We start from the raw sequence: 21,302 nt of genomic DNA, 5'->3' as shown, positions 1-21,302 counted from the left end.
GACTGACCATATGGCTGATCAGTACGCGCAATCCGGCGAGGACGGCAGGCCCAAGGAGATTCCGGCGATTCGGTGGGACGAACCACCCGAAGGTCCCGTACTGGTTCTTCTCGATCAGACGAGACTGCCGGCCGAGGAGGTCGAGCTGGTCTGTACGGACGCGCCCGTGCTGGTCGAGGCGATCCGTTCGCTCGCCGTGCGCGGGGCGCCGCTGCTCGGGATCGCCGGGGCGTACGGTGTCGCGCTCGCCGCCGCCCGTGGGTTCGACGTGGATGACGCCGCGGAAGCGCTCGCGGGTGCTCGGCCCACGGCGGTGAACCTCGCCGTCGGCGTACGCAGGGCTCAAGCCGCTCACCGGGCCGAGCTCGCCAGGAGCGGGGACGCGGAGCGGGCGGCCGCTGCGGCGTTGGGTGCGGCGCGGGCGCTGCACGAGGAGGACGCCGCGGCCAGCGCGCGGATGGCCGAGCGAGGGCTGGCGCTGCTGGACGAACTGCTGCCCGGCGGTGGGCACCGCATCCTCACGCACTGCAACACCGGGGCGCTGGTGTCGGGCGGTGAGGGTACGGCGTTCGCGGTGGCGCTCGCGGCGCACCGGGCCGGGCAGTTGCGGCGGTTGTGGGTGGACGAGACGCGGCCGTTGCTGCAGGGGGCCCGTCTGACGGCGTACGAGGCGGCGCGCAACGGGATGGCGTACACGTTGCTCACGGACAACGCGGCGGGCTCGCTGTTCGCGGCCGGTGAGGTGGACGCGGTGCTGATCGGGGCGGACCGTATCGCGGCCGACGGCTCGGTGGCGAACAAGGTGGGGAGTTATCCGCTCGCGGTGCTCGCGCGCTACCACCATGTGCCGTTCATCGTGGTGGCGCCGCTGACGACGGTCGATCTGGACACGGCCGACGGGGCGTCCATCGAGGTGGAGCAGCGTCCGGGGTTCGAGGTGACCGAGATCGCCGCGCCTCAGGCGCCGGTGGCGGGAGCGGAGCCGGGGGGTGGGATACCGGTGGCTCCGCTGGGGACCCAGGCGTACAACCCTGCGTTCGATGTGACGCCGCCCGAGCTGGTGACGGCGATCGTCACCGAGCAGGGGGCGGTGTCGCCTGTGACGGGTGAGGCGCTGGCCGAGCTGTGTGCCCGGGCGAGGCACGTCACGCCGACGTTCTGAGGCGGATACCGGGTTCACAGGTCGGGCAGAGTGGGGTGAACCCGGCCAATCATCACACCCTGTGATCCGGCCCAGGGCAGACAGTGGTGACGACGTACGACTAAGGTCACTGGCCGGTGACCTATCTCACCTGAGCCTTCGCCACTGTTATGAGAATGGGATGATGTCGTTTATGAAGGGACGAGTCCTTGTCGTCGACGACGACACTGCACTGGCCGAGATGCTCGGCATCGTGCTGCGTGGTGAAGGTTTTGAGCCGTCTTTCGTAGCCGACGGCGACAAGGCGCTGGCCGCGTTCCGGGAGGCCAAGCCTGATCTGGTGCTGCTCGACCTGATGCTGCCCGGACGGGACGGCATCGAGGTGTGCCGCCTGATCAGGGCGGAGTCCGGGGTGCCGATCGTGATGCTGACGGCCAAGAGCGACACTGTCGACGTCGTCGTGGGCCTGGAGTCCGGCGCCGATGACTACATCGTGAAGCCGTTCAAGCCGAAGGAGCTCGTGGCCCGGATCCGGGCGCGGCTGCGGAGGTCGGAGGAGCCGGCGCCCGAGCAGCTCGCCATTGGTGATCTCGTCATCGATGTGGCCGGGCACTCCGTGAAGCGGGACGGGCAGTCGATCGCACTGACGCCGCTGGAGTTCGACCTGCTCGTCGCGCTGGCCCGCAAGCCGTGGCAGGTGTTCACGCGCGAGGTGCTCCTGGAGCAGGTGTGGGGCTACCGGCACGCGGCCGACACCCGTCTGGTGAACGTGCATGTGCAGCGGCTGCGTTCCAAGGTCGAGAAGGACCCTGAGCGGCCGGAGATCGTGGTGACCGTCCGGGGCGTCGGTTACAAGGCAGGGCCGAGCTGACATGTTCGGGGACAGTGCCGCTGCGGCCCCCGGTCGGACCGGGGCCCGTCCGGAGCGGCCTGTCGGCCGGAAGAAGGCGGGCTCCCGCTGGGGGCGGTTTCTCGAGGGCGGGCTGCTGCAAGGAGGCGTCCAGGGCAGCCCGGTCCTTCGGCTCGTGCTGCGCTGGGTGCGCCGGCCGCTGCTGCCCGTCATGCGGTTGTGGCGACGCAACATCCAGCTCAAGGTCGTCGCCACGACGCTGCTGATGTCGCTCGGCGTGGTCCTGCTGCTGGGCTTCGTCGTCATCGGGCAGGTGCGCAACGGCCTGCTGGACGCCAAGGTGAAGGCCTCGCAGAGCCAGGCGGCGGGCGGGTTCGCGGTGGCCAAGCAGCGGGCGGAAGAGGTGGCGGCCGGGACAGCTGACGACGGTTCGACGGCGGACGAGCGTTTCGACCAAAACGTCAGCTCGTGGATGACCGAGCTCGTCTCCTCGCTCTCCAGTGGCGGGCAGGGCGCCTTCGAGGTGGTGACGCTCCCCGCCTCCGCGGGAAGTGACAGCGGCGGACGAGGGCGGCGTGGCTCCGGCCTTGTCGACCCGACGGCGAGCGTGCCCCAGGCACTGCGTGAGCGGATCGACAGCGCTACAGGCGCGTTCCAGAGCTACACCCGCATCGTCTACCTGAGCGCGGCGCACAAAGATTCACAGCCGGCTCTGGTCATCGGCAAGCAGGTCAACGACCCCAACGACGACCCGTACCAGCTGTACTACCTCTTCCCACTCACCCAGGAGGAGAAATCGCTCAGCCTGGTCAAGGGGACGCTCGCCACCGCCGGACTCTTCGTGGTCGTACTGCTCGGGGCCATCGCCTGGCTCGTGGTGCGCCAGGTCGTCACGCCTGTGCGGATGGCGGCTGGCATCGCCGAGAGGTTGTCGGCCGGACAGCTTCAGGAACGGATGAAGGTCACCGGCGAGGACGACATCGCGCGGCTCGGCGAGGCCTTCAACAAGATGGCGCAGAACCTGCAACTGAAGATCCAGCAGCTTGAGAACCTGTCGCGGATGCAGCGGCGGTTCGTGTCCGATGTGTCGCACGAGCTGCGCACGCCGCTGACGACCGTGCGCATGGCCGCCGACGTCATTCATGAGGCGCGCGAAGACTTCGACCCGGTGACCGCGCGGTCGGCGGAGCTGCTGGCCGACCAGTTGGACCGGTTCGAGTCGCTGCTCGCCGATCTGCTGGAGATCAGCCGCTTCGACGCGGGTGCGGCGGCGCTGGAGGCCGAGCCGATCGACCTCAGGGAAGTCGTACGACGCGTCGTCAGCGGGGCCGAGCCGCTCGCCGAGCGCAAGGGCACGCAGATACGCATCGTCGGTGGACAGCAGCCCATCGTCGCCGAGGCCGACGCCCGCCGCGTCGAGCGCGTGCTGCGTAACCTCGTCGTCAATGCCGTCGAGCACGGGGAAGGGAAGGACGTCGTCGTAAAGCTCGCGGCGGCGGGTGGGGCGGTCGCGGTCTCGGTGCGTGACTACGGCGTCGGACTCAAGCCCGGTGAGGCGACCCGGGTCTTCAGCCGCTTCTGGCGGGCCGACCCGGCACGCGCGCGTACCACGGGCGGTACGGGGCTGGGGCTGTCCATCGCCCTGGAGGACGCGCGGCTGCACGGCGGCTGGCTGCAGGCGTGGGGCGAACCGGGTGGCGGTTCACAGTTCCGGCTGACGCTGCCGCGGACCGCCGACGAGCCGCTGCGGGGCTCGCCGATACCCCTGGAGCCCAAGGATTCGCGACGCAATCGTGGACTTAATGACGCCGGTCTGCCGCGCGGCGGCACCGAGAAGACCGCGACGGAGCCGGCTCAGCCCAAGGGCGACCAGGTAGCCGGGATGCCGTCGAGGGACCCGATCGCGTCCCGCCTGGGAACGGCGACGGTCCCCAAGGCCGATCCGACGGCATTGCCCGGAACCGGTGCGCGCGTGGTCCCCCGGCCCGCTTCGGGAGCGCGGCGCCTGGACGAGGCGCCTGGCGCGGGGGAGCCGCCTGGCGAGGAAGCCGGGGACAACGAGGAGTCGAGCAAGCACGGGGAGGCATCGCGTGGGCGCTGAGCGCGAAGGGGGAGCCCGGCGCAGGTCGAGGCGCGCGGTGGTGTACGCCGCCTGTGGCGCCGTACTGCTGGCGGGATGCGCCTCGATGCCCGACAGCGGCAATCTGCAGGGCGTCGATTCCACGCCGCGCCAGGACACCCAGGTACGGGTGTTCGCCGTGCCGCCGCGTGAGGACGCCTCGCCCTCGGAGGTCGTGTCCGGCTTTCTGGAGGCACTGACCAGCGACGATCCGGGCTACGAGATAACGCGCAAGTACCTGACCGAGGAGGCGTCGGACAACTGGCAGCCCCAGAGGTCCACGATGGTGCTCGCCAACGGACCGAGCGCCGACGTCGAGCGCCTGGGAGGCCGGAAGGAGACCGACAACCTGTCTTACACGCTGACCGGTACCAAGGTCGCCACGGTCGACGCAGAGCAGTCGTACTCGCCCGCCAGCGGTGATTACAGCGAGTCGATACACCTTACCCAGGACAAGAAGACCAAGCGGTGGCGCATCGATGTGCCGCCGCGCGGTGTCGTCATGGGCAGGTCGGACTTCCAGCGCAACTACATGTCCGTCGACAGGTACTACTTCGCCGCGAACACCGCGCTCGGGGTCTTCCCACACATGGCGACCGTAGCCGATCCCGTCTATGTGCGCCGGAACGGCGATCCCGTGACACAGACGGTGCGCTCCCTACTCAAGGGGCCCACTGTGTGGCTCGACCCGGTGGTCAGGTCGAGCTTTCCCACCGGTACGACGCTGAAGGACGACTCCACGACGCTGACGCCGGACGACCAGAACCGGCTGACCGTGCCGCTGAACGACAAGGCCGCGCGGGTCGGGCCGGCCAAGTGCAACGAGATGGCCGCCCAGGTGCTGTTCACCCTTCGGAACCTCACCCCCACCGTGGATGAGGTCGCGCTGAGGGCGGGCGGCAGGCAGTTGTGCGCGCTGGACGAGAGCAGGGCGGAGGACGTCGCCACGCGTGGGTCTGGGGAAAGCGCCAACTACCTGTACTTCCTCGACGCCAGGCACCGGCTGGTACGGCTGCCCGCCGCCAACAACGACACCGGGCCCGAACCCGTGCCGGGCGTCCTCGGCGAGGGCGACGCGCAGTTGGGGTCCGTGGCAGTGTCGCGTGACGAGGACATGGCGGCCGGCGTCGGGCTCGACGGCAAGCGCCTGTACGTCGGGGCGCTGGTCTCGGGCGGCTCGCTCGGTGGGCCCGAGCTGACGAGTGCGGGCAAGACGGAGAGTGAGCGGCTCTCGGCGCCCAGTTGGGACGCCCAGGGTGATCTGTGGGTGGCCGACCGAGATCCCGGCAACCCCCGGCTGCTTCTGCTCAAGGAGGGCGTGGGCGATCCGCTTGTCGTGAAGATGCCGCCGGGGCTGGAGGGACGGATCGAGTCCGTGCGGGTGGCCGCCGACGGCGTGCGCATCGCGCTCGTGGTGAAGCAGGGCGAGAAGTCCTCGCTGCTGATCGGGTGGATCGAGCGGAACGAGGACGGGAAGTCGAGTGAGCGTTCGACTGTCTCGGTGCACGAACTGCGGTCCGCCACGCCCGAGATGGAGGAGGTCACGACCATGTCGTGGTCCGGTGACAGCCGACTCGTCGTGGTCGGGCGCGAGAAGGACGGCGTGCAGACACTGCGGTACGCGCAGGTGGACGGCTCCACGCCGGAGGGGCCCGCGCCTGCGGCCCTCAGCGGGGTGAAGCAGATCACCGCCTCCGAGGACCCGCGGCTTCCGCTCGTCGGGTACTCGGAGGACGGGGTCGTGCGGCTGCCGTCCGGGGCCCAGTGGCAGAAAGTGATGGCGGACGGGACCGCGCCGGTCTATCCGGGGTGAGGCAAACATTCAGCGGGTAATCGCAGATTGAACTGTGCTCGTCCACATGTGACGGCCCATTAGGGCCCTCGCGACCGTCGCTCTGCCGGGTTTGGTTGGATCACGGTGTGCCGGAGCCGGAGCCGGAGCCGGAGCCGGAGCCGGAGCCGATGTCTCGCGAGGAGCTGATCGCGCTCACGCGGCACCAGGCTGAGGCAATTGCTCGTCAGGATACTCAGATCACTGTCCTGGCCACCCAACTCGCCGAGGTCGTGAGCGGTTGGAGCAGGCGCTGGAGAAGCTGGCGAAGGTGGAGCACCTGCTGTTGCGTAATAGCGGCAACTCCTCGATGCCGCCTTCGAAGGACGACGATTCTGGCCGGACGCCGCCGCGCAAGGAGCGCCGGGCGAAACCGCCCGGGCGGGCGAAGGGCAAGCAGAGGGGTGCGCCGGGGACCGCGCTGCGCTGGCGCGAGGAGGACGGGCTCGACGACCGCCTCGACCGTTACCCGATGGGGGCCCGTGACTGTGGCGCCGACCTGGCCGAAGCCACCGATCCCGGCGTGGTGGACCACTACCAGCAGCACGAGATCCCGCTGGTCAGCGTGACCGTCACCCAGTACGACCAGCACGCGGTGGCCTGCGGTTGCGGGCAGGTGCACACCGCGAATTTCTCCGGCCGCCCGAAGGTGTCGCTGGACGGCGGCATCGAGGAGTTCCCCGAGTTCCGGCCAAGACGCCGCTCCAGCTCCGCCCCCCCGGGGGGCAACCGCTCGTCGGCCACCGCGAGTTCTTCCGCCCGCGCCTGTGCGGCCGCCACCTGCCGCTGGAGCAGCCCGATCAGCGCGAGGAGATCCTCACGCGACGCAGACCCCAGAGCGGACGCCATGACCACGGATCCTGCCGCACCCACCCCGCACCTGTTACGTCGTCAGGAGGCAGGCGTACGACCGACCTTCTGAATGCTTACACGCGATCGGGCTGAATGTTTGCACCGCACCGCCTGACGGCGATCGGCTTTTGACAGGCGGATGCTCTCGTTCCGGTGCTGGAATCCTACGCTCTCGTTGAATCAACGATCTTGCTTCGGGATTCCGAATGGATGAGAAGGCGCAAGTTCCTGAACTGCCTTGGCAAATCGGGTTCGTCGAGGCATGATCACTCCGTGAAGGCCGGACAGAGTCGCCGCTGTCAGAGCCTGTGTGTCAAGAGAGTAGAAGAGGGTGAGGGGCGCGTATGTTCCGTATGAAGCGTGTTCTGCCTGTCGTGGTTGGTGCCGCCGCCTGTGTCGCTCTGGCGCAGGCCCCGGCGAACGCGATCGGGTCCTATCAGTTCGCGTATGCGGAGAACGGTCGGGGATACGGGGCGTTCAACAGTGTCGACAACAACAAGTTCAAGGTCGCGGACACCAGGGCCGACAGCTACAGCATGGTACTCCGCATCAAGTTCCCCGGCCGTAGTGAGATAACGTCGTGCGACGACCGGAACGGCGCGAACAACGGCGCGGAGTTCTGTCGCATCTCGAACATTCCCCACAGGACCACGTTCCAGTTCAAGGCCTGTGCGAAGGACTTCAGCGGCAACCTCCCCGGATGGATCGACTGCTCCACTTGGATCAAGGACGTGACCAAGTAGCCAGTGAGCCCTTGTGACAAGGCTCCTGTGCCGTCGAGGGAGGTGTTCGATATGCAAACGTTCACCGGATCGTCGGGCTGGGCTGGCTTGCTGACGCCCCGTGAGTGCCACTGCGGCGTTGTGGTTGGATCATGGTGCGTCTGGCCTGGAGTCGCTGTCGCATGGTGAGCTGGTTGAGTTCGCCTGCGAGCAGGCGTCCCGGATCGCTGAGCAGGATGCGGTGATTGAGCGGCAGAACAGCCAGGTCCAGGCGATGGCCGCGCAGCTGTCCATGCTGATGGAGCAGTTCGAGCAGCAGCAGGCCGAGCTGGAGCGGCTGCGGCACTTGGTCTCGCGCAACAGCTCGAACTCGTCGATGCCGCCCTCGGGGAGATGACGGGCCGGGCCGCATCCCACCGCGTAAGCAGCGGGCGACGCCGTCCGGGCGAGGTAAGGGCAAGCATGCCGGCGCGCCCGGCACCGCACTGCGTCGGTGCGAGGAGGACGAGCTCGACCACCACGAGCAGCGTTTCCCTGACGGCCCCTGCGCCTGCGGAGCCGACCTGGCGGCCGCTGTTGACCTGGGCGTGGTCGACCGCTACTGGCAGCACGAGATCCCGCTGGTCACCGTGACCGTCACCCAGTACGACCAGCACGCGGTGGCCTGTTCCTGAGGCAAGGTGCACACTGCCGCCCGGCCTGCCGGCGAGGGCGGCGGCCGCGTCGAGTACGGGCCGAACCTGAGTGGCTCCATGAAGACATTCCGCCAGACCTCGAACCCGGCGCGGTCGCCGTCCACGACCGCTACCACACCTACGACAGCGCACAGCTGGGCAAGCTGGAGCACCAGCTGTGCCTGGCCCACGTGCTGCGCGACCAGGCCGGCGTGGCCGAGCTCTACCCCGGCAACACCTGGCCCGTCCAGCTCGCCGACGAACTGCGCGAGCTGATCCACCGCGCCAACCAGGCCCGCACACGCGGCGGGACCCGCCTGTCCGAGCGGATCAAGGACCTACGTGTGCGCGGCCTGCGCGCCGCCGTCCGTATCGGCCTCGCCGCGACCGAGTACCTGGACGACACCCAGCCCGGCGCCCGGAGGACCCGCCTGTTGCTGAAGCCCTCTGCGACCGTGAGGGCGACTTCCTGCGCTTCACCACCGACCTGCGCATCCCCCCACCTCCAACCAGGCCGAACGCGACCTGAGACCCGCCAAGATCCAGGAGAACATCTCCGGCCGGCTCACCGACCTCGACCGCGCCAAGGACTGCTACCTGATCCGCGGCGGGCTCTCCACCGCCGCCAAGCACACTGTCAACCACCTCACCGGGCTCCACGACGCCTTCACCGGAACCACCTGGCTCCCACCCGCAACCCGCACCTGACCCCCCCCGCCAGCCGACGACCACCACGGTCACCGGCCGTCACCACACGCCCAAAACCATCACTCAGCGCGCGCCGGAGGGTCTATCGGGCAATTCATGACACTCCCCGCACCGGATGTTTACGGGGTGAGGTTGCGTAGGAACCGGGCGGTTGAGGCTTGACGACGGTGAATGCGGCGGCCGTTTCTGGCCGGGGTGGGACTCCGGCCGAGGGCGGCTGCTGCATTTTTACGTGGAGTGGGAATCCGGCGCGGGTGGGGGATGAGGCGGGCGTCTGCCCGGGGGCTGGAGTTTTCCACAGGGAGTTATCCACAGGGGTGGTCGGTCGGCGCGGGTGTTGGCACAGTGGTGGGCATGCGGGGGTGGTGGCAGGACCTCACCGACCTGGTGCTGCCGGCTGAGTGCGGAGGCTGCGGGAGGCCTCGCACGGTGCTCTGCCCGGAGTGCCGTGCCGTCCTGAACGGGACCGGACCGAGCCGGGTGCGGCCGGTTCCGGAGCCGCCGGGACTGCCGGTCGTGCACGCGGCGGCACGGTACGTGGACGAGGCGCGGGCAGTGCTGCTGGCCCACAAGGAGCGCGGCGCGCTGGCGCTCGCGGCGCCGCTCGGTACGGCCCTGGCGGGGGCTGTTCGGGCTGGGCTTCGAGAGGCCTGTGCGCACGGCAGCGGGGCGTCGGCGCGAGGTGGTGTGCGGTCCTGGGAGGCTCGGGTACGGGCCGACGGGGATCGACGGATCGAGGGTGCTCGTGCGCCTGTGCTGTTGGTGCCGGTCCCGTCGGGGCGTGGCGCGGTGCGGGCGCGGGGGCATGATCCGGCGCGGCGGATCGCGCTCGCGGCCGCGGGTGAGTTGCGGCGGGCCGGGACGTCGGCGCGGGTGCTCGCCGTGCTGCGACAGGGGCGTGAGATGGCCGATCAGTCAGGGCTCAACTCCCGGCAGCGGCTGGACAATCTGGCGGGCGCGCTGGCGGTCGCTCCCGGGGGAGCACGGTTGCTCGCGGGTGGGCCGGTGGTGCTCGTCGACGACCTGATGACGACGGGTGCGTCCCTGGCTGAGGCGGCGCGTGCCGTGCGGGTGGCCATGGCGGAGGAGGGACAGGAAAGGAGCGGATACGACAGAACGGCGGAGGGGGTTGACGCGTATGGATGGGTGACCGCGGAGCGCGACGCGTGTGACAAGAGGGCGCCGCGTGACCGGACAACGGCTGTGTACCTGGCGGGAAGTCGGGAAAGCACAGAGGAACGGACGGCCGGATCGACGGAGGGCGCTGTGCGGCGGGTGCGGGAGATGCCGGGAATCATGGGCGCGGGACATGGTCGTGCCCTGATCTGCGCGGCCGTGGTCGCTGCTTCGCCGGATTCTTTCGAAATAAACCGGAACTGACTGAGAACTTGCATCGTTGCAGGTAACGAGAGGCTCAATTCACCTGAACGGAGGTACGCCGCAGTAGAGGGTGACGACATCCGTCCGGGCGAGATATGTTCGGTTGTGAGGGAAAGGCGCAGGCCATCCCCGTCATATCCGAATGCCGTGCCACGGGTTTTGCGCAATCACCCGCGGCCATGGGGTGGAGATCTTGCCCATGGGGGAGGAGGAGGTGGAAGTCACCGAGTCCGAGGTTCCGGGGCTCACCGGAGCCTGGTGCAAAAGGGAGATGCTCCGCCGATGGAGCGGGGCGATCCGGGAACGGAGTTCTGCGTGGACATCGTCGTCAAGGGCCGCAAGACCGAGGTGCCCGAGCGGTTCCGCAAGCACGTGGCCGAGAAGCTGAAGCTGGAGAAGATCCAGAGGCTCGATGCCAAGGTGATCAGCCTCGACGTCGAGGTGTCCAAGGAGCCCAACCCGCGACAGGCCGACCGCAGCGATCGAGTGGAGATCACCCTCCGCTCCCGCGGTCCGGTGATCCGGGCGGAGGCAGCGGCCAGCGATCCGTACGCGGCACTCGACCTCGCGGCGGAGAAGCTGGATGCCCGGCTGCGCAAGCAGCACGACAAGCGTTTCTCGCGCCGAGGCGCACGCCGACTCACGGCGGCCGAGGTCCCCGACCACGTTCCGGGCGCGGCGACGCTCAACGGCAATGGCCACACCTTCCAGGAAGAAGAGCCGGACGGCGTCCCCACCAAGAAGATCGGCTCGCTGGAAGTCAAGGGTGAAGGCCCCCTCATCGTGCGCGAGAAGACGCACGTCGCCTCCCCGATGACCCTCGACCAGGCCCTCTACGAGATGGAGCTGGTCGGGCACGACTTCTACCTCTTCGTCGACTCCGAGACGAAGGAACCGAGTGTCGTCTACCGGCGGCACGCGTATGACTACGGGGTCATCCACCTCAACACGGATCCGATGGTCACCCGGGCGCAGTCCCCTGCGGCTGGTGGCACGCTGGGCGGCTGACCCGCCCTGCTGACAGCTGAGCCGGTGCCCCTGGAGCGCGGTGTGCGCCCCCAGGGGCACCGGTGTGCGACCACTACGCGCCCCGCACGTCACCGTAGTGTCGGCCGGGCATGAAATCATGGCCGCACCGGCCCAACCGGTGGGCCGCAGCCTTGGGTTGGCGATGGCAAACGACCAGCCACAGCCTCAGGGGGAGGAACGATGGCGGACAGCTTCGGACCGATGCGGGACGAGGATGCCGACGGCGATGTCGTCGGCATGGGCCCTGACATGGGCTCTCCACGCAAGGAGCCGATCAGAGTCCTCGTCGTGGACGACCACGCCCTGTTCCGCCGTGGACTGGAGATCGTGCTCGCGGCCGAGGAGGACATCCAGGTCGTGGGGGAGGCGGGCGATGGCGCCGAAGCCGTCGACAAGGCCGCTGACCTGCTGCCGGACATCGTCCTGATGGACGTACGGATGCCCAAGCGGGGCGGCATCGAGGCCTGCACCTCCATCAAGGAGGTGGCCCCCAGCGCGAAGATCATCATGCTGACGATCAGCGACGAGGAGGCCGACCTCTACGACGCGATCAAGGCGGGCGCGACCGGTTATCTCCTCAAGGAGATCTCCACGGACGAGGTGGCCACCGCCATTCGTGCGGTGGCCGACGGGCAGTCGCAGATCAGTCCGTCCATGGCGTCGAAGCTGCTCACCGAGTTCAAGTCGATGATCCAGCGCACGGACGAGCGTCGGCTCGTGCCCGCGCCGCGGCTGACGGACCGCGAGCTGGAGGTTCTCAAGTTGGTCGCCACGGGGATGAACAACCGGGATATCGCCAAGGAGTTGTTCATCTCCGAGAACACCGTGAAGAACCATGTGCGGAACATCCTGGAGAAGCTGCAGCTGCACTCCAGGATGGAGGCCGTGGTGTATGCGATGCGGGAGAAGATCCTCGAGATCCGGTGACGCGGGCCGTCAACGCTCACCCGAGGATGCGGCTGAGCTCCTTGGCGAGTGGCTCGCGTAGGTCGGGGGCGTCGACCCGTTCCACTCGGACGTCCGTGCAGTCCACCCAGCTCGCTGCTTCCACCAGTGCCTGGGCCACTGCCGGGACCGCCTTCGGGCCGTCCAGGGTGACCTGCTTGGCGACCAGGGTGCGGCCCTCGCGGGCCGGGTCCACCCGACCGACGAGACGGCCGCCGGCCAGGACCGGCATCGCGAAGTAGCCGTAGACGCGCTTCTGCTTGGGGACGTAGGCCTCCAGGCGGTGGGTGAAGCCGAAGATCCGCTCCGTGCGGGCACGCTCCCAGATCAGGGAGTCGAACGGGGACAGCAGCGTCGTACGGTGCCGGCCGCGCGCCGGCATCTCCAGGGCCGCGGGGTCGGCCCAGGTCGGCTTGCCCCAGCCCTCGACCGTGACCGGGACCAGGCCCGAGTCGGCGATCACCGCGTCGACCTGTTCGCCCTTGAGACGGTGGTAGTCGGCGATGTCCGCGCGTGTGCCCACTCCGAGCGACTGGCCGGCCAGGCGGACCAGGCGGCGTACGCACTCGGTGTCGTCCAGTTCGTCGTGGAGGAGAGCGTCCGGGACGGCACGTTCGGCGAGGTCGTAGACGCGCTTCCAGCCGCGGCGCTCTACGCAGACCACCTCGCCGTACATCAGGGCGCGTTCGACGGCGACCTTTGTGCCGGACCAGTCCCACCAGTCGCTGGTCTTCTTCGCGCCGCCCAGGTCGGTCGCGGTGAGCGGGCCTTCGGTGCGGAGCTGTTTGATCACCTGGGCGTAGGTGCCGTCGGGGAGGTCGTGGTTCCAGTGAGGGCGGTTGCGGTAGGCGCGGCGGCGGAAGGCGAAGTGGGGCCACTCCTCGATGGGGAGGATGCAGGCGGCGTGGGACCAGTACTCGAACGTGTGGGGGTCGGCCGGGGGCGCGGTTGCTGTGGGTGCCGTGGCTGTGGTGGGCCTGGATGCCGTCGTCCAGTAGGCGGTCTCGATCGTCTTGCGGCCCACCGCGCCCAGGCGGGCGTACGGGATGAGTTCGTGGGAGCGGGCGAGGACCGAGATGGTGTCGAGTTGGACCGCGCCGAGGTGACGGAGGATGCCGCGGACGCCGGATCTGCGGTCGGGGGCGCCGAGGAAGCCCTGCGCGCGGAGGGCGATGCGGCGGGCTTCGTCTGCCGTCAGTTCGGTGGTGGGGCGCGGGGTCGTCATGGGTTCGGACGATAGAGGGTGGCACTGACAGTGGCGGGTGAGCTGGGGGTTTGGATTCGCCCCCGCCGCCCCTACCCGTCCCGTCCCCAGGGGCGCTGCCCCTTCGACCCCGCTGGGGGCTGCGCCCCCAGACCCCGCCATCGGCCCTCCGGGCCTCGTCCTCAAACGCCGGACGGGCTGAGAGCGCGGCTCGTCCTCAAGCGTCGGACGGGCTGAGAGTGCGGCTCGTTCTCAAGCGTCGGACGGGCTGGCCGGGGCGGGCAGATACGGTGCTGCCGAGGGGAGGCCCAGGTCTGAGGGGAGCAGGGAGCCGATCCAGCAGTCTCGGCGGACGCCCTGGTGGATCAGGGCGGAGCGGAGGGTGCCCTCGAGGGTGAAGCCGGTTCGGACCGCAACGGCGCGGGACGGGGTGTTGCCGACCTCCGCACGCCATTCCACGCGGTCGATCGACAGGTCGACGAAGGCGAAGCGGGCGGCGGTGAGGACGGCTTCGGTGACGTAGCCGTTGCCGCGGTGTTCCTTTGTGCCCCAGAAGCCGATCTCGGCGCTGCTCATGGAACGCATCGTGAGGCCGAGCATGCCCACCAGTTCCTCCCCTTCGGGGAGGAAGAGGCCCCAGGTGAGCGTCGAACCGTCGGCCCACCCCTCGGGAGCCAGTTGCTCCGTGAAACTCCGGGCGTGTTCGTACAGGTAGGGCGAGGGGATCGTCGTCCAGCGCTGGATGTCGGGGTCCTGGGCGGCCTCGTACACGGTTTGGGTGTCCTTCGGACCGACCGTGCGCATGAGGAGGCGGCCGGTGGAGAGCGTGACGGGTTCCATCGGCCGATTCTGCTCGGGGGGCCGTAGCAAGCGCCATCCCTTATGCGGTGTGTGAGCGCGCGAACGCATTTCGCACAATTCGTTGGCGGAACGCGGCACCATCCGCGGCCCCCGGCCGTTGTCCCTTTGACGGAGATTTGAAGCAGCTGACGTTCGACGTCCACGGCAGGCTCCCGGCGTGGCGGGGTCCTCGCATACGATGGCCGTTGCTCAGTCAAGTCAAATGGAAACCGACCGTCCCAGGCCCGACCGGCAAGGAGACCAACCCCCGTGTCCGTCCTCTCGAAGATCATGCGTGCAGGCGAAGGCAAGATCCTGCGCAAGCTGCACCGCATCGCGGACCAGGTCAACTCCATCGAAGAGGACTTCGTCGACCTCTCCGACGCCGAGCTGAGGGCACTCACCGATGAGTACAAGCAGCGCTACGCAGACGGTGAGAGCCTGGACGACCTGCTGCCCGAGGCCTTCGCCACCGTCCGTGAGGCCGCCAAGCGCGTTCTCGGACAGCGTCACTACGACGTCCAGATCATGGGTGGTGCGGCCCTGCACCTCGGCTATGTGGCCGAGATGAAGACCGGTGAGGGCAAGACCCTCGTCGGCACGCTGCCCGCTTATCTGAACGCGCTGTCCGGCAAGGGCGTGCACCTGATCACGGTCAACGACTACCTGGCCGAGCGCGACTCCGAGATGATGGGTCGCGTCCACAAGTTCTTGGGCCTGAACGTCGGCTGCATCCTCGCCAACATGACGCCGGCCCAGCGTCGCGAGCAGTACGCGTGCGACATCACGTACGGCACGAACAACGAGTTCGGCTTCGACTACCTGCGCGACAACATGGCGTGGTCCAAGGACGAACTCGTCCAGCGCGGCCACAACTTCGCCATCGTCGACGAGGTCGACTCCATCCTCGTCGACGAGGCCCGTACGCCGCTGATCATCTCCGGCCCCGCCGACCAGGCCACCAAGTGGTACGGCGACTTCGCCAAGCTGGTCACCCGGCTGAAGAAGGGCGAGGCCGGCAACCAGCTCAAGGGCCTCGAGGAGACCGGCGACTACGACGTCGACGAGAAGAAGCGCACGGTCGCCATCCACGAGGCCGGTGTCGCCAAGGTCGAGGACTGGCTGGGCATCGACAACCTCTACGAGTCGGTGAACACGCCTCTGGTGGGCTACCTGAACAACGCCATCAAGGCGAAGGAGCTCTTCAAGAAGGACAAGGACTACGTCGTCATCGACGGCGAGGTCATGATCGTCGACGAGCACACCGGCCGTATCCTCGCCGGCCGCCGCTACAACGAGGGCATGCACCAGGCGATCGAGGCGAAGGAAGGGGTGGACATCAAGGACGAGAACCAGACCCTCGCCACGATCACCCTGCAGAACTTCTTCCGCCTCTACAAGCGCCACGACCACGCCGACAAGGAACAGCCCGGCCTCTGCGGCATGACCGGTACGGCGATGACCGAGGCCGCCGAGTTCCACCAGATCTACAAGCTCGGTGTGGTGCCGATCCCGACGAACCGGCCGATGATCCGCAAGGACCAGTCGGACCTGATCTACCGCACCGAGGTCGCGAAGTTCGAGGCGGTCGTCGACGACATCGTCGAGAAGCACGAGAAGGGCCAGCCGATCCTCGTCGGTACGACGTCGGTCGAGAAGTCCGAGTACCTGTCGCAGCAGCTGTCCAAGCGCGGCATCCAGCACGAGGTGCTGAACGCCAAGCAGCACGACCGTGAGGCGATCATCGTCGCCCAGGCCGGCCGCAAGGGCGCCGTCACCGTCGCCACCAACATGGCCGGCCGCGGTACGGACATCAAGCTCGGCGGCAACCCCGAGGACCTCGCCGAGGCGGAGCTGCGTCAGCGCGGCCTCGACCCCGAGGAGCACATCGAGGAGTGGGCCGCGGCGCTGCCCGCCGCCCTGGAGAAGGCCGAGCAGGCGGTCAAGGCGGAGTTCGAGGAGGTCAAGGACCTCGGCGGCCTCTACGTCCTCGGCACCGAGCGGCACGAGTCGCGCCGTATCGACAACCAGCTGCGCGGTCGTTCCGGCCGTCAGGGCGACCCGGGCGAGTCCCGCTTCTACCTGTCACTGGGTGACGACCTGATGCGGCTCTTCAAGGCCCAGATGGTCGAGCGCGTGATGTCCATGGCGAACGTCCCGGACGACGTGCCCATCGAGAACAAGATGGTCACCCGCGCGATCGCGTCCGCCCAGTCGCAGGTCGAGCAGCAGAACTTCGAGACCCGTAAGAACGTCCTGAAGTACGACGAGGTCCTCAACCGTCAGCGCGAGGTCATCTACGGCGAGCGGCGCCGCGTCCTGGAGGGCGAGGACCTGCACGAGCAGGTGCAGCACTTCATGGACGACACCATCGACGCCTACGTCGGCGCGGAGACCGCCGAGGGCTTCCCGGAGGACTGGGACCTGGAGCGGCTGTGGGGCGCGTTCAAGCAGCTCTACCCGGTGAAGGTGACCGTCGACGAGCTGGAGGAGGCGGCCGGCGACCGGGCCGGACTGACCGCCGAGTTCATCTCCGAGTCCATCAAGGACGACATCCACGAGCAGTACGCGGCGCGTGAGGCGCAGCTCGGCTCCGAGATCATGCGTGAGCTGGAGCGCCGGGTCGTGCTGTCGGTCCTGGACCGAAAGTGGCGCGAGCACCTCTACGAGATGGACTACCTCCAGGAGGGCATCGGCCTGCGCGCGATGGCGCAGAAGGACCCGCTGGTCGAGTACCAGCGCGAGGGCTTCGACATGTTCACCGCGATGATGGAGGGCATCAAGGAGGAGTCCGTCGGCTACCTGTTCAACCTGGAGGTCCAGGTCGAGCAGCAGGTCGAGGAGGTCCCGGTCGAGGACGCCAAGCCGGTCGCCGACCTGGAGAAGAAGGACGCCGTGCCGGCCCAGGCGGGTGCCCGTCCCGAGATCCGCGCCAAGGGCCTCGAAGCCCCGCGCCGACCGGACCGGCTGCACTACACCGCCCCGAAGGTCGACGGCGAGGGCGACATCGTCGAGGGCGACTTCGACAACGGCGACGAGCCGGTGCGCTCCGAGGCCGACGGCCTCACGCGCGCGGAGCGGCGCAAGCAGGCCCGCGGTGGGCGCCGCCGTAAGAAGTAGCGCCGGGCGTGAATGCGGTGCCGTAGTGGCTGGAAGGGCCGGGTCTCCTCTGGGGGCCCGGCCCTTCGGCTTGTGCGGTCCCTGCCGGGGTTCTGGAGGCTTCTGGGGCCCGCTGACGACTGCTGGGCCGGTCGGTGCCGCTGTCGTGGTCAGCCGGGGTCAGTCGTCGTCCGTACGCGGCCTGCGCGGGCCGCCCAGTTCCACGGCCGTGCAGCGCCAGCGCAGGTCTCCGCCCTGTTCCAGGCGGAACGCCATGGCGCGCAGCTGGTCGCCGGCGCCGATCCGGGCGAAGGCCTCGATGGCACCCGCGCGGGGCTCGAAGTAGCCGATGTCGCGGACGACGGGGCGGGCGCCCCGGGTGCGCAGGGGGCCGCGTTCCGCCAGCCAGGCGAGTTCGTCGTAGGCGCGGCCGGCGGTGTGGCGGAGCATCGAGTGGACGGGGCGTTGGCCGCTCAGGACGAGGACCAGGCGGTCGGCGAAGACATCCGTGGGGCGGGGGTGAGGGAGGACGCGCCCGCACAGGGGGGTCTCGCTCGCGGGCGGCACGGTCGTTCGCGGCTGGGTGGGCGCGGTCGGCGGGCGGGTGTCCGCGGGGCTCGTGCGGGCGCGGGCGCCCGGGGTGCCGGGTGAGCCGGGCGGGCGGCCGCCGGGAGCTGCCGTACGGGATGCGCCGCCGGCCGGGGTGCGGGGCGGGGCGCCGCCGGGGCGGCGGGTGTCGCGGCGGCTCGGCGGGCGGGTGCCGGGGCGGTGCTGGGTCCTGGTCATGACCTTGTTCATGGGGTCCCCGTTCGGTGAGTCCGATGGATACCGGTCAGTAACTTCGAGGTTGGTGATCTTGTACGGGGTTCCGGGCGCCGGAAGCAAGGAAGGGGCGCCCTCGATCCGGCGGGCGAAATCTTCACTTATCTGGGTGATGCGAGCGCGCTGAAGGCCGTGATGACGGGCCGGTACCGGGTGAATCCGTGGATCGGGGTGGACGCCGGGCGAGGGGGTGAGGGGGACTCGAAAGGGGACGCCCGCACGTATCCTGAAGGCCCTCCGGGAGGTACGGGGCCCGCCCCTCCTTCCGGGTCCTTGCCGAGCCTCACGAGTACGAAAGCGGTCAGTCATGCGCGTCTACGTCCCCCTGACCCTCCCCGGGCTCGCCGAGGCGTACAAGACGGGCGGACTGGGGGCCGAGCCGCTCGTCGCGTACGCCGTCACGCCCGCGTTGCGCGAGTGGTATCTCTCCGACGACATCGAGGAGTTGGAGTACGCGGCGCTGAACCGCGCCGCGCTCGCCTCGCTGCGGCTGCTGGCGGCGGACGGCGGTGCGGTACGGCGCCGGGTCGTGGTCGCCGTCGACGTGCCCGACGGGGCTGCCGTCGCCGATCCGGGCCGAGGGCTGGATCCGGCGGCGCTGGGCGAGGTGCGGATCGCCAAGGGCGTGGCGCTGGCCAAGGCCGCCGCCGTGCACGTCGACTCGGGCGACGCGGAGACGGACGTGGCGGCGGCCGCGGAGGCGCTGGCCGCGGCGGACGGCGGGGACGACGACGCGCAGTTCGTCGTGGACGGGGCCGAGGACCACGAGCTGCTCTGGTACGCCACTCAGGAGATCCCGAACCTGGTGGGGCAGGCGGACTGAGGAGCCCCCGCCCCCGTCCCCCTGCTCTTGCCCCTGTCCCTTCCCTGCCCCGCGGCCGCTCTCCGCTGCCTCGTTGACCTGCCGTTCTCTTGATTGTCAGTGGCGGCGGGTACGGTTCTCGGCATGGGGAAGCAGGTAGGGGCACACATCGTCTGGGACTGGAACGGGACCCTGTTCCACGACAACGACGCGATCATCGGCGCGACGAACGCGGCGTTCGGCGAGCTGGGGCTCGACCCGATCACGATGGAGCAGTACCGGTCGCTGTACTGCGTGCCGGTGCCGAAGTTCTACGAGCGGTTGCTGGGGCGGCTGCCGACCGACGCGGAGTGGGAGGTCATGGACGAGACCTTCCACCGGTACTACACCGAGCACCGGGTGAGGTGCGGGCTCACCGAGGGCGCCTCGGAGCTGCTCGTGGAATGGCGGTCGGCGGGGCGCAGCCAGTCGATCCTCAGCATGTACGGGCATGACGAGCTCGTGCCGCTGGTGCGGGGGTTCGGGATCGAGGAGCACTTCATACGTGTCGACGGGCGGACCGGGCCGTCCGGGGGCAGCAAGGCCGAGCACATGGTGCGGCACATCGAGGCGCTCATGAGTGTGGACCCCGCTCGCACGGTGGTGATCGGGGACGCGGCCGACGACGCGGTGGCGGCGTTGCATGTGGGGGCGCGGGCCGTGCTCTACACCGGGGGGTCGCACAGCCGGGCGAGCCTTGAGGAGGTGGGCGTGCCGGTGGTGGACACGTTGGGGGAGGCGGTCGCGGAGGCGGAGCGGTTGGCGGCTTAGGCGAGCGGCCCAGTGCCGGTGCCGGGCACGGTCCTATGTGCCCGGCAGTGAAGTCGGCCCGGGTTGGCGGCTGCGTCGGCTGACCGGTTACGTCACCGGTGCCTTCGCCCGGAGCACCGTCAGGAACTCGCGCATCCAGCTGGAGTGGTCCGGCCAGGCGCGGGAGGAGACGAGGGCTCCGTCGACCACCGCCTCGGCGTCCTGGAAGGTGGCGCCGGCTGCCTGCATGTCGAGTTCCAGGGCGGGGTACGCCGTGACGCGGCGGCCGTGGAGGCTGTCGATCGCCGCGGTGAGCAGGGGGCCGTGGCAGATCTGGGCGACCGGCTTGTCGGAGTCGAAGAACGACTTGAGGATCTTGCGGAGTTCGGGATCGTTGCGGAGGTACTCGGGGGCTCGGCCGCCGGGGATGACCACGGCGGCGTAGTCGCCGGGGTCCACCTCGGAGAAGGCGAGATCGGCGGGCCAGGTGTAGCCGGGTTTCTCGGTGTAGGTGTCGAAGCCGGGTACGAAGTCGTGGACGACGAACTGGAGCTGTTTGCGGGTGGGGGCGGCGATGTGGACGTCGTAGCCCTCTTCGCGGAGGCGCTGGTAGGGGTAGAGGACCTCCAGTGACTCTGCGGCGTCGCCGGTGACGATGAGGATTTTCGCTGTCATCTCGGGTGCGCTCCTCTTTTGGCCGTGGTTCCGTTGCGTCTCCGTCGGGCCTTAGGGGCAACGTGCCTCGGGGGCGGGGGCTTGCCAAGGGGTGCGGGCGGCTTGGGGGCGCCGGTAGGTGGGTTTCCGTTGCCGGTGGGCGGTGGGTGCCCGGCGTTGCGGCTGAGGCGGGGTGGGCCGCGCGACCCGGCGCTCACGAGGTGCCGGGTGCCTCTCGGAGGCCGCACAGCGACAGCGTCCGAAGGTTGGGGCACCGTTGTTTTCGGACACCACGCGGCCCCCGAGGGCGTGGTTTTGCCTCGGTTTCCTGTTCGTGCCCTGGGGTCGGCCCACATCCCAGCCTCCCCCTCCGTGTCCCGCCCCGCCAGTTACGCCCTGCGCGCCCCCTTTGCCCCTGTGCAGAACGTCAAAGTTCTACCCCCGGTTTTGTACACATACGGCTCATGACGGGCCCCCTGTAAGGAGCGATAGCCTTGGTGGCGTGATCAGCGCGATAGCTCGCGGGGGCAGTGTTGCCCCTGCCCTGCGCCCGGGCAGCACGGACGACATCCGTGGCCGGGCGGCGGTCGCTGGTCTTCGCGGGCGGGAGGGGGGTGTAAGGGCCCCCAGGACGTCATTCGCACCCCGGGCCCGGACGTCGCAGAGAGCAGCGTCACACCCCGTGGGCAGCTCAAGATTGGCTCATATATCCCCGCTCATCTCACCTCGCGGCATAGCGTCGAAGCAGACCGGACACCCCGCGTCACGGCGTTACACCGGAGGGGAAGAGACCGTACTTCCTTCTACGTCACGCAACGGCGCGCGACAGGAGCCAGAGGAC

The 21,302-nt window shown here is 69.1% G+C and carries 19 protein-coding genes; 14 read left to right on the top strand and 5 right to left on the bottom strand.

Going from position 1 to position 21,302, the window contains the following annotated elements:
- Nucleotides 1-10 precede the first annotated feature (10 nt).
- The 7 genes from mtnA to ACZ4UU_RS15830 all read left to right on the top strand — a co-directional run bounded on the left by mtnA (nucleotide 11) and on the right by ACZ4UU_RS15830 (nucleotide 7,912).
- Nucleotides 11-1,162, top strand: a complete 1,152-nt coding sequence (gene mtnA / locus ACZ4UU_RS15860; RefSeq protein ID WP_468040159.1) for an S-methyl-5-thioribose-1-phosphate isomerase — start codon at nucleotides 11-13, stop codon at nucleotides 1,160-1,162.
- Between the two features lie 160 nt (nucleotides 1,163-1,322).
- Nucleotides 1,323-2,012, top strand: a complete 690-nt coding sequence (gene mtrA, locus ACZ4UU_RS15855) for a two-component system response regulator MtrA (protein ID WP_187283109.1) — start codon at nucleotides 1,323-1,325, stop codon at nucleotides 2,010-2,012.
- Nucleotide 2,013: 1 nt separating this feature from the next.
- A complete protein-coding gene (mtrB, locus tag ACZ4UU_RS15850; RefSeq protein WP_468040157.1) occupies nucleotides 2,014-4,092 on the top strand; it encodes an MtrAB system histidine kinase MtrB in 2,079 nt (692 codons plus the stop codon).
- On the top strand, nucleotides 4,082-5,923 hold the full coding sequence (locus ACZ4UU_RS15845; RefSeq protein ID WP_468040155.1) for an LpqB family beta-propeller domain-containing protein: 1,842 nt from the start codon (nucleotides 4,082-4,084) through the stop codon (nucleotides 5,921-5,923). The genes mtrB and ACZ4UU_RS15845 overlap by 11 nt, the downstream gene beginning before the upstream one ends.
- Nucleotides 5,924-6,182: 259 nt before the next feature.
- On the top strand, nucleotides 6,183-6,863 hold the full coding sequence (locus ACZ4UU_RS15840; protein ID WP_468040153.1) for a DUF6444 domain-containing protein: 681 nt from the start codon (nucleotides 6,183-6,185) through the stop codon (nucleotides 6,861-6,863).
- Between the two features lie 274 nt (nucleotides 6,864-7,137).
- The gene (locus ACZ4UU_RS15835; protein ID WP_468040152.1) at nucleotides 7,138-7,536 is read left to right on the top strand and encodes a hypothetical protein; all 399 of its coding nucleotides are present in this window, start codon (nucleotides 7,138-7,140) and stop codon (nucleotides 7,534-7,536) included.
- Between the two features lie 100 nt (nucleotides 7,537-7,636).
- Entirely contained in the window at nucleotides 7,637-7,912 is a 276-nt protein-coding gene (locus ACZ4UU_RS15830) for a hypothetical protein (protein ID WP_468040150.1), read from the top strand.
- 201 nt (nucleotides 7,913-8,113) lie between these two features.
- Here ACZ4UU_RS15830 and ACZ4UU_RS15825 read toward each other — a convergent pair whose 3' ends face one another.
- Nucleotides 8,114-8,470, bottom strand: coding sequence for a hypothetical protein (locus tag ACZ4UU_RS15825; RefSeq protein ID WP_468040148.1), 357 nt, complete (start codon nucleotides 8,468-8,470; stop codon nucleotides 8,114-8,116).
- Between ACZ4UU_RS15825 and ACZ4UU_RS15820 the strand changes: the two genes are divergently transcribed.
- From ACZ4UU_RS15820 to ACZ4UU_RS15805, 4 genes are all read left to right on the top strand, one after another.
- Nucleotides 8,354-9,037: a hypothetical protein gene (locus ACZ4UU_RS15820; protein ID WP_468040244.1), complete on the top strand. Its 684-nt coding sequence runs from the start codon at nucleotides 8,354-8,356 to the stop codon at nucleotides 9,035-9,037. The two genes, ACZ4UU_RS15825 and ACZ4UU_RS15820, sit on opposite strands and share 117 nt — an antisense overlap.
- Nucleotides 9,038-9,251: 214 nt before the next feature.
- Nucleotides 9,252-10,277 carry a ComF family protein gene (locus tag ACZ4UU_RS15815; protein ID WP_468040146.1) on the top strand — a complete coding sequence of 342 codons (1,026 nt, stop codon included), beginning with the start codon at nucleotides 9,252-9,254 and terminating at the stop codon, nucleotides 10,275-10,277.
- 315 nt (nucleotides 10,278-10,592) lie between these two features.
- A complete protein-coding gene (gene hpf, locus ACZ4UU_RS15810; RefSeq protein ID WP_468040144.1) occupies nucleotides 10,593-11,285 on the top strand; it encodes a ribosome hibernation-promoting factor, HPF/YfiA family in 693 nt (230 codons plus the stop codon).
- A gap of 201 nt (nucleotides 11,286-11,486) precedes the next feature.
- Complete coding sequence (locus tag ACZ4UU_RS15805; protein ID WP_468040142.1) at nucleotides 11,487-12,233, top strand: response regulator; 747 nt, start codon at nucleotides 11,487-11,489, stop codon at nucleotides 12,231-12,233.
- A gap of 16 nt (nucleotides 12,234-12,249) precedes the next feature.
- Here the strand turns inward: ACZ4UU_RS15805 and ACZ4UU_RS15800 are convergent, their stop codons facing one another.
- Both ACZ4UU_RS15800 and ACZ4UU_RS15795 read right to left on the bottom strand, forming a co-directional pair.
- On the bottom strand, nucleotides 12,250-13,476 hold the full coding sequence (locus ACZ4UU_RS15800) for a winged helix-turn-helix domain-containing protein (RefSeq protein ID WP_468040140.1): 1,227 nt from the start codon (nucleotides 13,474-13,476) through the stop codon (nucleotides 12,250-12,252).
- Nucleotides 13,477-13,707: 231 nt separating this feature from the next.
- Entirely contained in the window at nucleotides 13,708-14,295 is a 588-nt protein-coding gene (locus ACZ4UU_RS15795) for a GNAT family N-acetyltransferase (protein WP_468040139.1), read from the bottom strand.
- Between the two features lie 270 nt (nucleotides 14,296-14,565).
- Here ACZ4UU_RS15795 and secA point away from each other — a divergent pair, with 270 nt between their 5' ends.
- Nucleotides 14,566-17,415, top strand: coding sequence for a preprotein translocase subunit SecA (gene secA / locus ACZ4UU_RS15790; protein ID WP_468040137.1), 2,850 nt, complete (start codon nucleotides 14,566-14,568; stop codon nucleotides 17,413-17,415).
- A 159-nt stretch (nucleotides 17,416-17,574) separates the two neighbouring features.
- Here the strand turns inward: secA and ACZ4UU_RS15785 are convergent, their stop codons facing one another.
- Nucleotides 17,575-18,192 carry an Rv3235 family protein gene (locus ACZ4UU_RS15785; RefSeq protein WP_468040135.1) on the bottom strand — a complete coding sequence of 206 codons (618 nt, stop codon included), beginning with the start codon at nucleotides 18,190-18,192 and terminating at the stop codon, nucleotides 17,575-17,577.
- Nucleotides 18,193-18,523: 331 nt separating this feature from the next.
- On the opposite strand from ACZ4UU_RS15785, the gene ACZ4UU_RS15780 reads away from it, so the two are divergent.
- Together ACZ4UU_RS15780 and ACZ4UU_RS15775 are read left to right on the top strand one after the other, a co-directional pair.
- Nucleotides 18,524-19,039, top strand: a complete 516-nt coding sequence (locus tag ACZ4UU_RS15780) for a DUF6912 family protein (RefSeq protein WP_468040134.1) — start codon at nucleotides 18,524-18,526, stop codon at nucleotides 19,037-19,039.
- 123 nt (nucleotides 19,040-19,162) lie between these two features.
- Nucleotides 19,163-19,828, top strand: a complete 666-nt coding sequence (locus ACZ4UU_RS15775) for an HAD family hydrolase (protein ID WP_468040132.1) — start codon at nucleotides 19,163-19,165, stop codon at nucleotides 19,826-19,828.
- A gap of 87 nt (nucleotides 19,829-19,915) precedes the next feature.
- On the opposite strand, the gene ACZ4UU_RS15770 is transcribed toward ACZ4UU_RS15775, so the two are convergent.
- On the bottom strand, nucleotides 19,916-20,482 hold the full coding sequence (locus ACZ4UU_RS15770) for a DJ-1/PfpI family protein (RefSeq protein ID WP_468040130.1): 567 nt from the start codon (nucleotides 20,480-20,482) through the stop codon (nucleotides 19,916-19,918).
- Nucleotides 20,483-21,302 lie beyond the last annotated feature (820 nt).

The organism is Streptomyces sp. NPDC028907 (assembly GCF_055564995.1).
Note: the sequence above shows the minus strand (reverse complement) of the source record. Positions and strands in the feature narration are given on the sequence as shown.

Bases quoted from the DNA above. Each gene is read 5' to 3' on its own strand.
- mtnA (WP_468040159.1), top strand. From the start codon at position 11: ATGGCTGATCAGTACGCGCAATCCGGCGAGGACGGCAGGCCCAAGGAG.
- mtrA (WP_187283109.1), top strand. From the start codon at position 1,323: ATGATGTCGTTTATGAAGGGACGAGTCCTTGTCGTCGACGACGACACT.
- mtrB (WP_468040157.1), top strand. From the start codon at position 2,014: ATGTTCGGGGACAGTGCCGCTGCGGCCCCCGGTCGGACCGGGGCCCGT.
- ACZ4UU_RS15835 (WP_468040152.1), top strand. From the start codon at position 7,138: ATGTTCCGTATGAAGCGTGTTCTGCCTGTCGTGGTTGGTGCCGCCGCC.
- ACZ4UU_RS15815 (WP_468040146.1), top strand. From the start codon at position 9,252: ATGCGGGGGTGGTGGCAGGACCTCACCGACCTGGTGCTGCCGGCTGAG.
- ACZ4UU_RS15805 (WP_468040142.1), top strand. From the start codon at position 11,487: ATGGCGGACAGCTTCGGACCGATGCGGGACGAGGATGCCGACGGCGAT.
- ACZ4UU_RS15800 (WP_468040140.1), bottom strand. From the start codon at position 13,476: ATGACGACCCCGCGCCCCACCACCGAACTGACGGCAGACGAAGCCCGC.
- ACZ4UU_RS15795 (WP_468040139.1), bottom strand. From the start codon at position 14,295: ATGGAACCCGTCACGCTCTCCACCGGCCGCCTCCTCATGCGCACGGTC.
- ACZ4UU_RS15785 (WP_468040135.1), bottom strand. From the start codon at position 18,192: ATGAACAAGGTCATGACCAGGACCCAGCACCGCCCCGGCACCCGCCCG.
- ACZ4UU_RS15780 (WP_468040134.1), top strand. From the start codon at position 18,524: ATGCGCGTCTACGTCCCCCTGACCCTCCCCGGGCTCGCCGAGGCGTAC.
- ACZ4UU_RS15775 (WP_468040132.1), top strand. From the start codon at position 19,163: ATGGGGAAGCAGGTAGGGGCACACATCGTCTGGGACTGGAACGGGACC.
- ACZ4UU_RS15770 (WP_468040130.1), bottom strand. From the start codon at position 20,482: ATGACAGCGAAAATCCTCATCGTCACCGGCGACGCCGCAGAGTCACTG.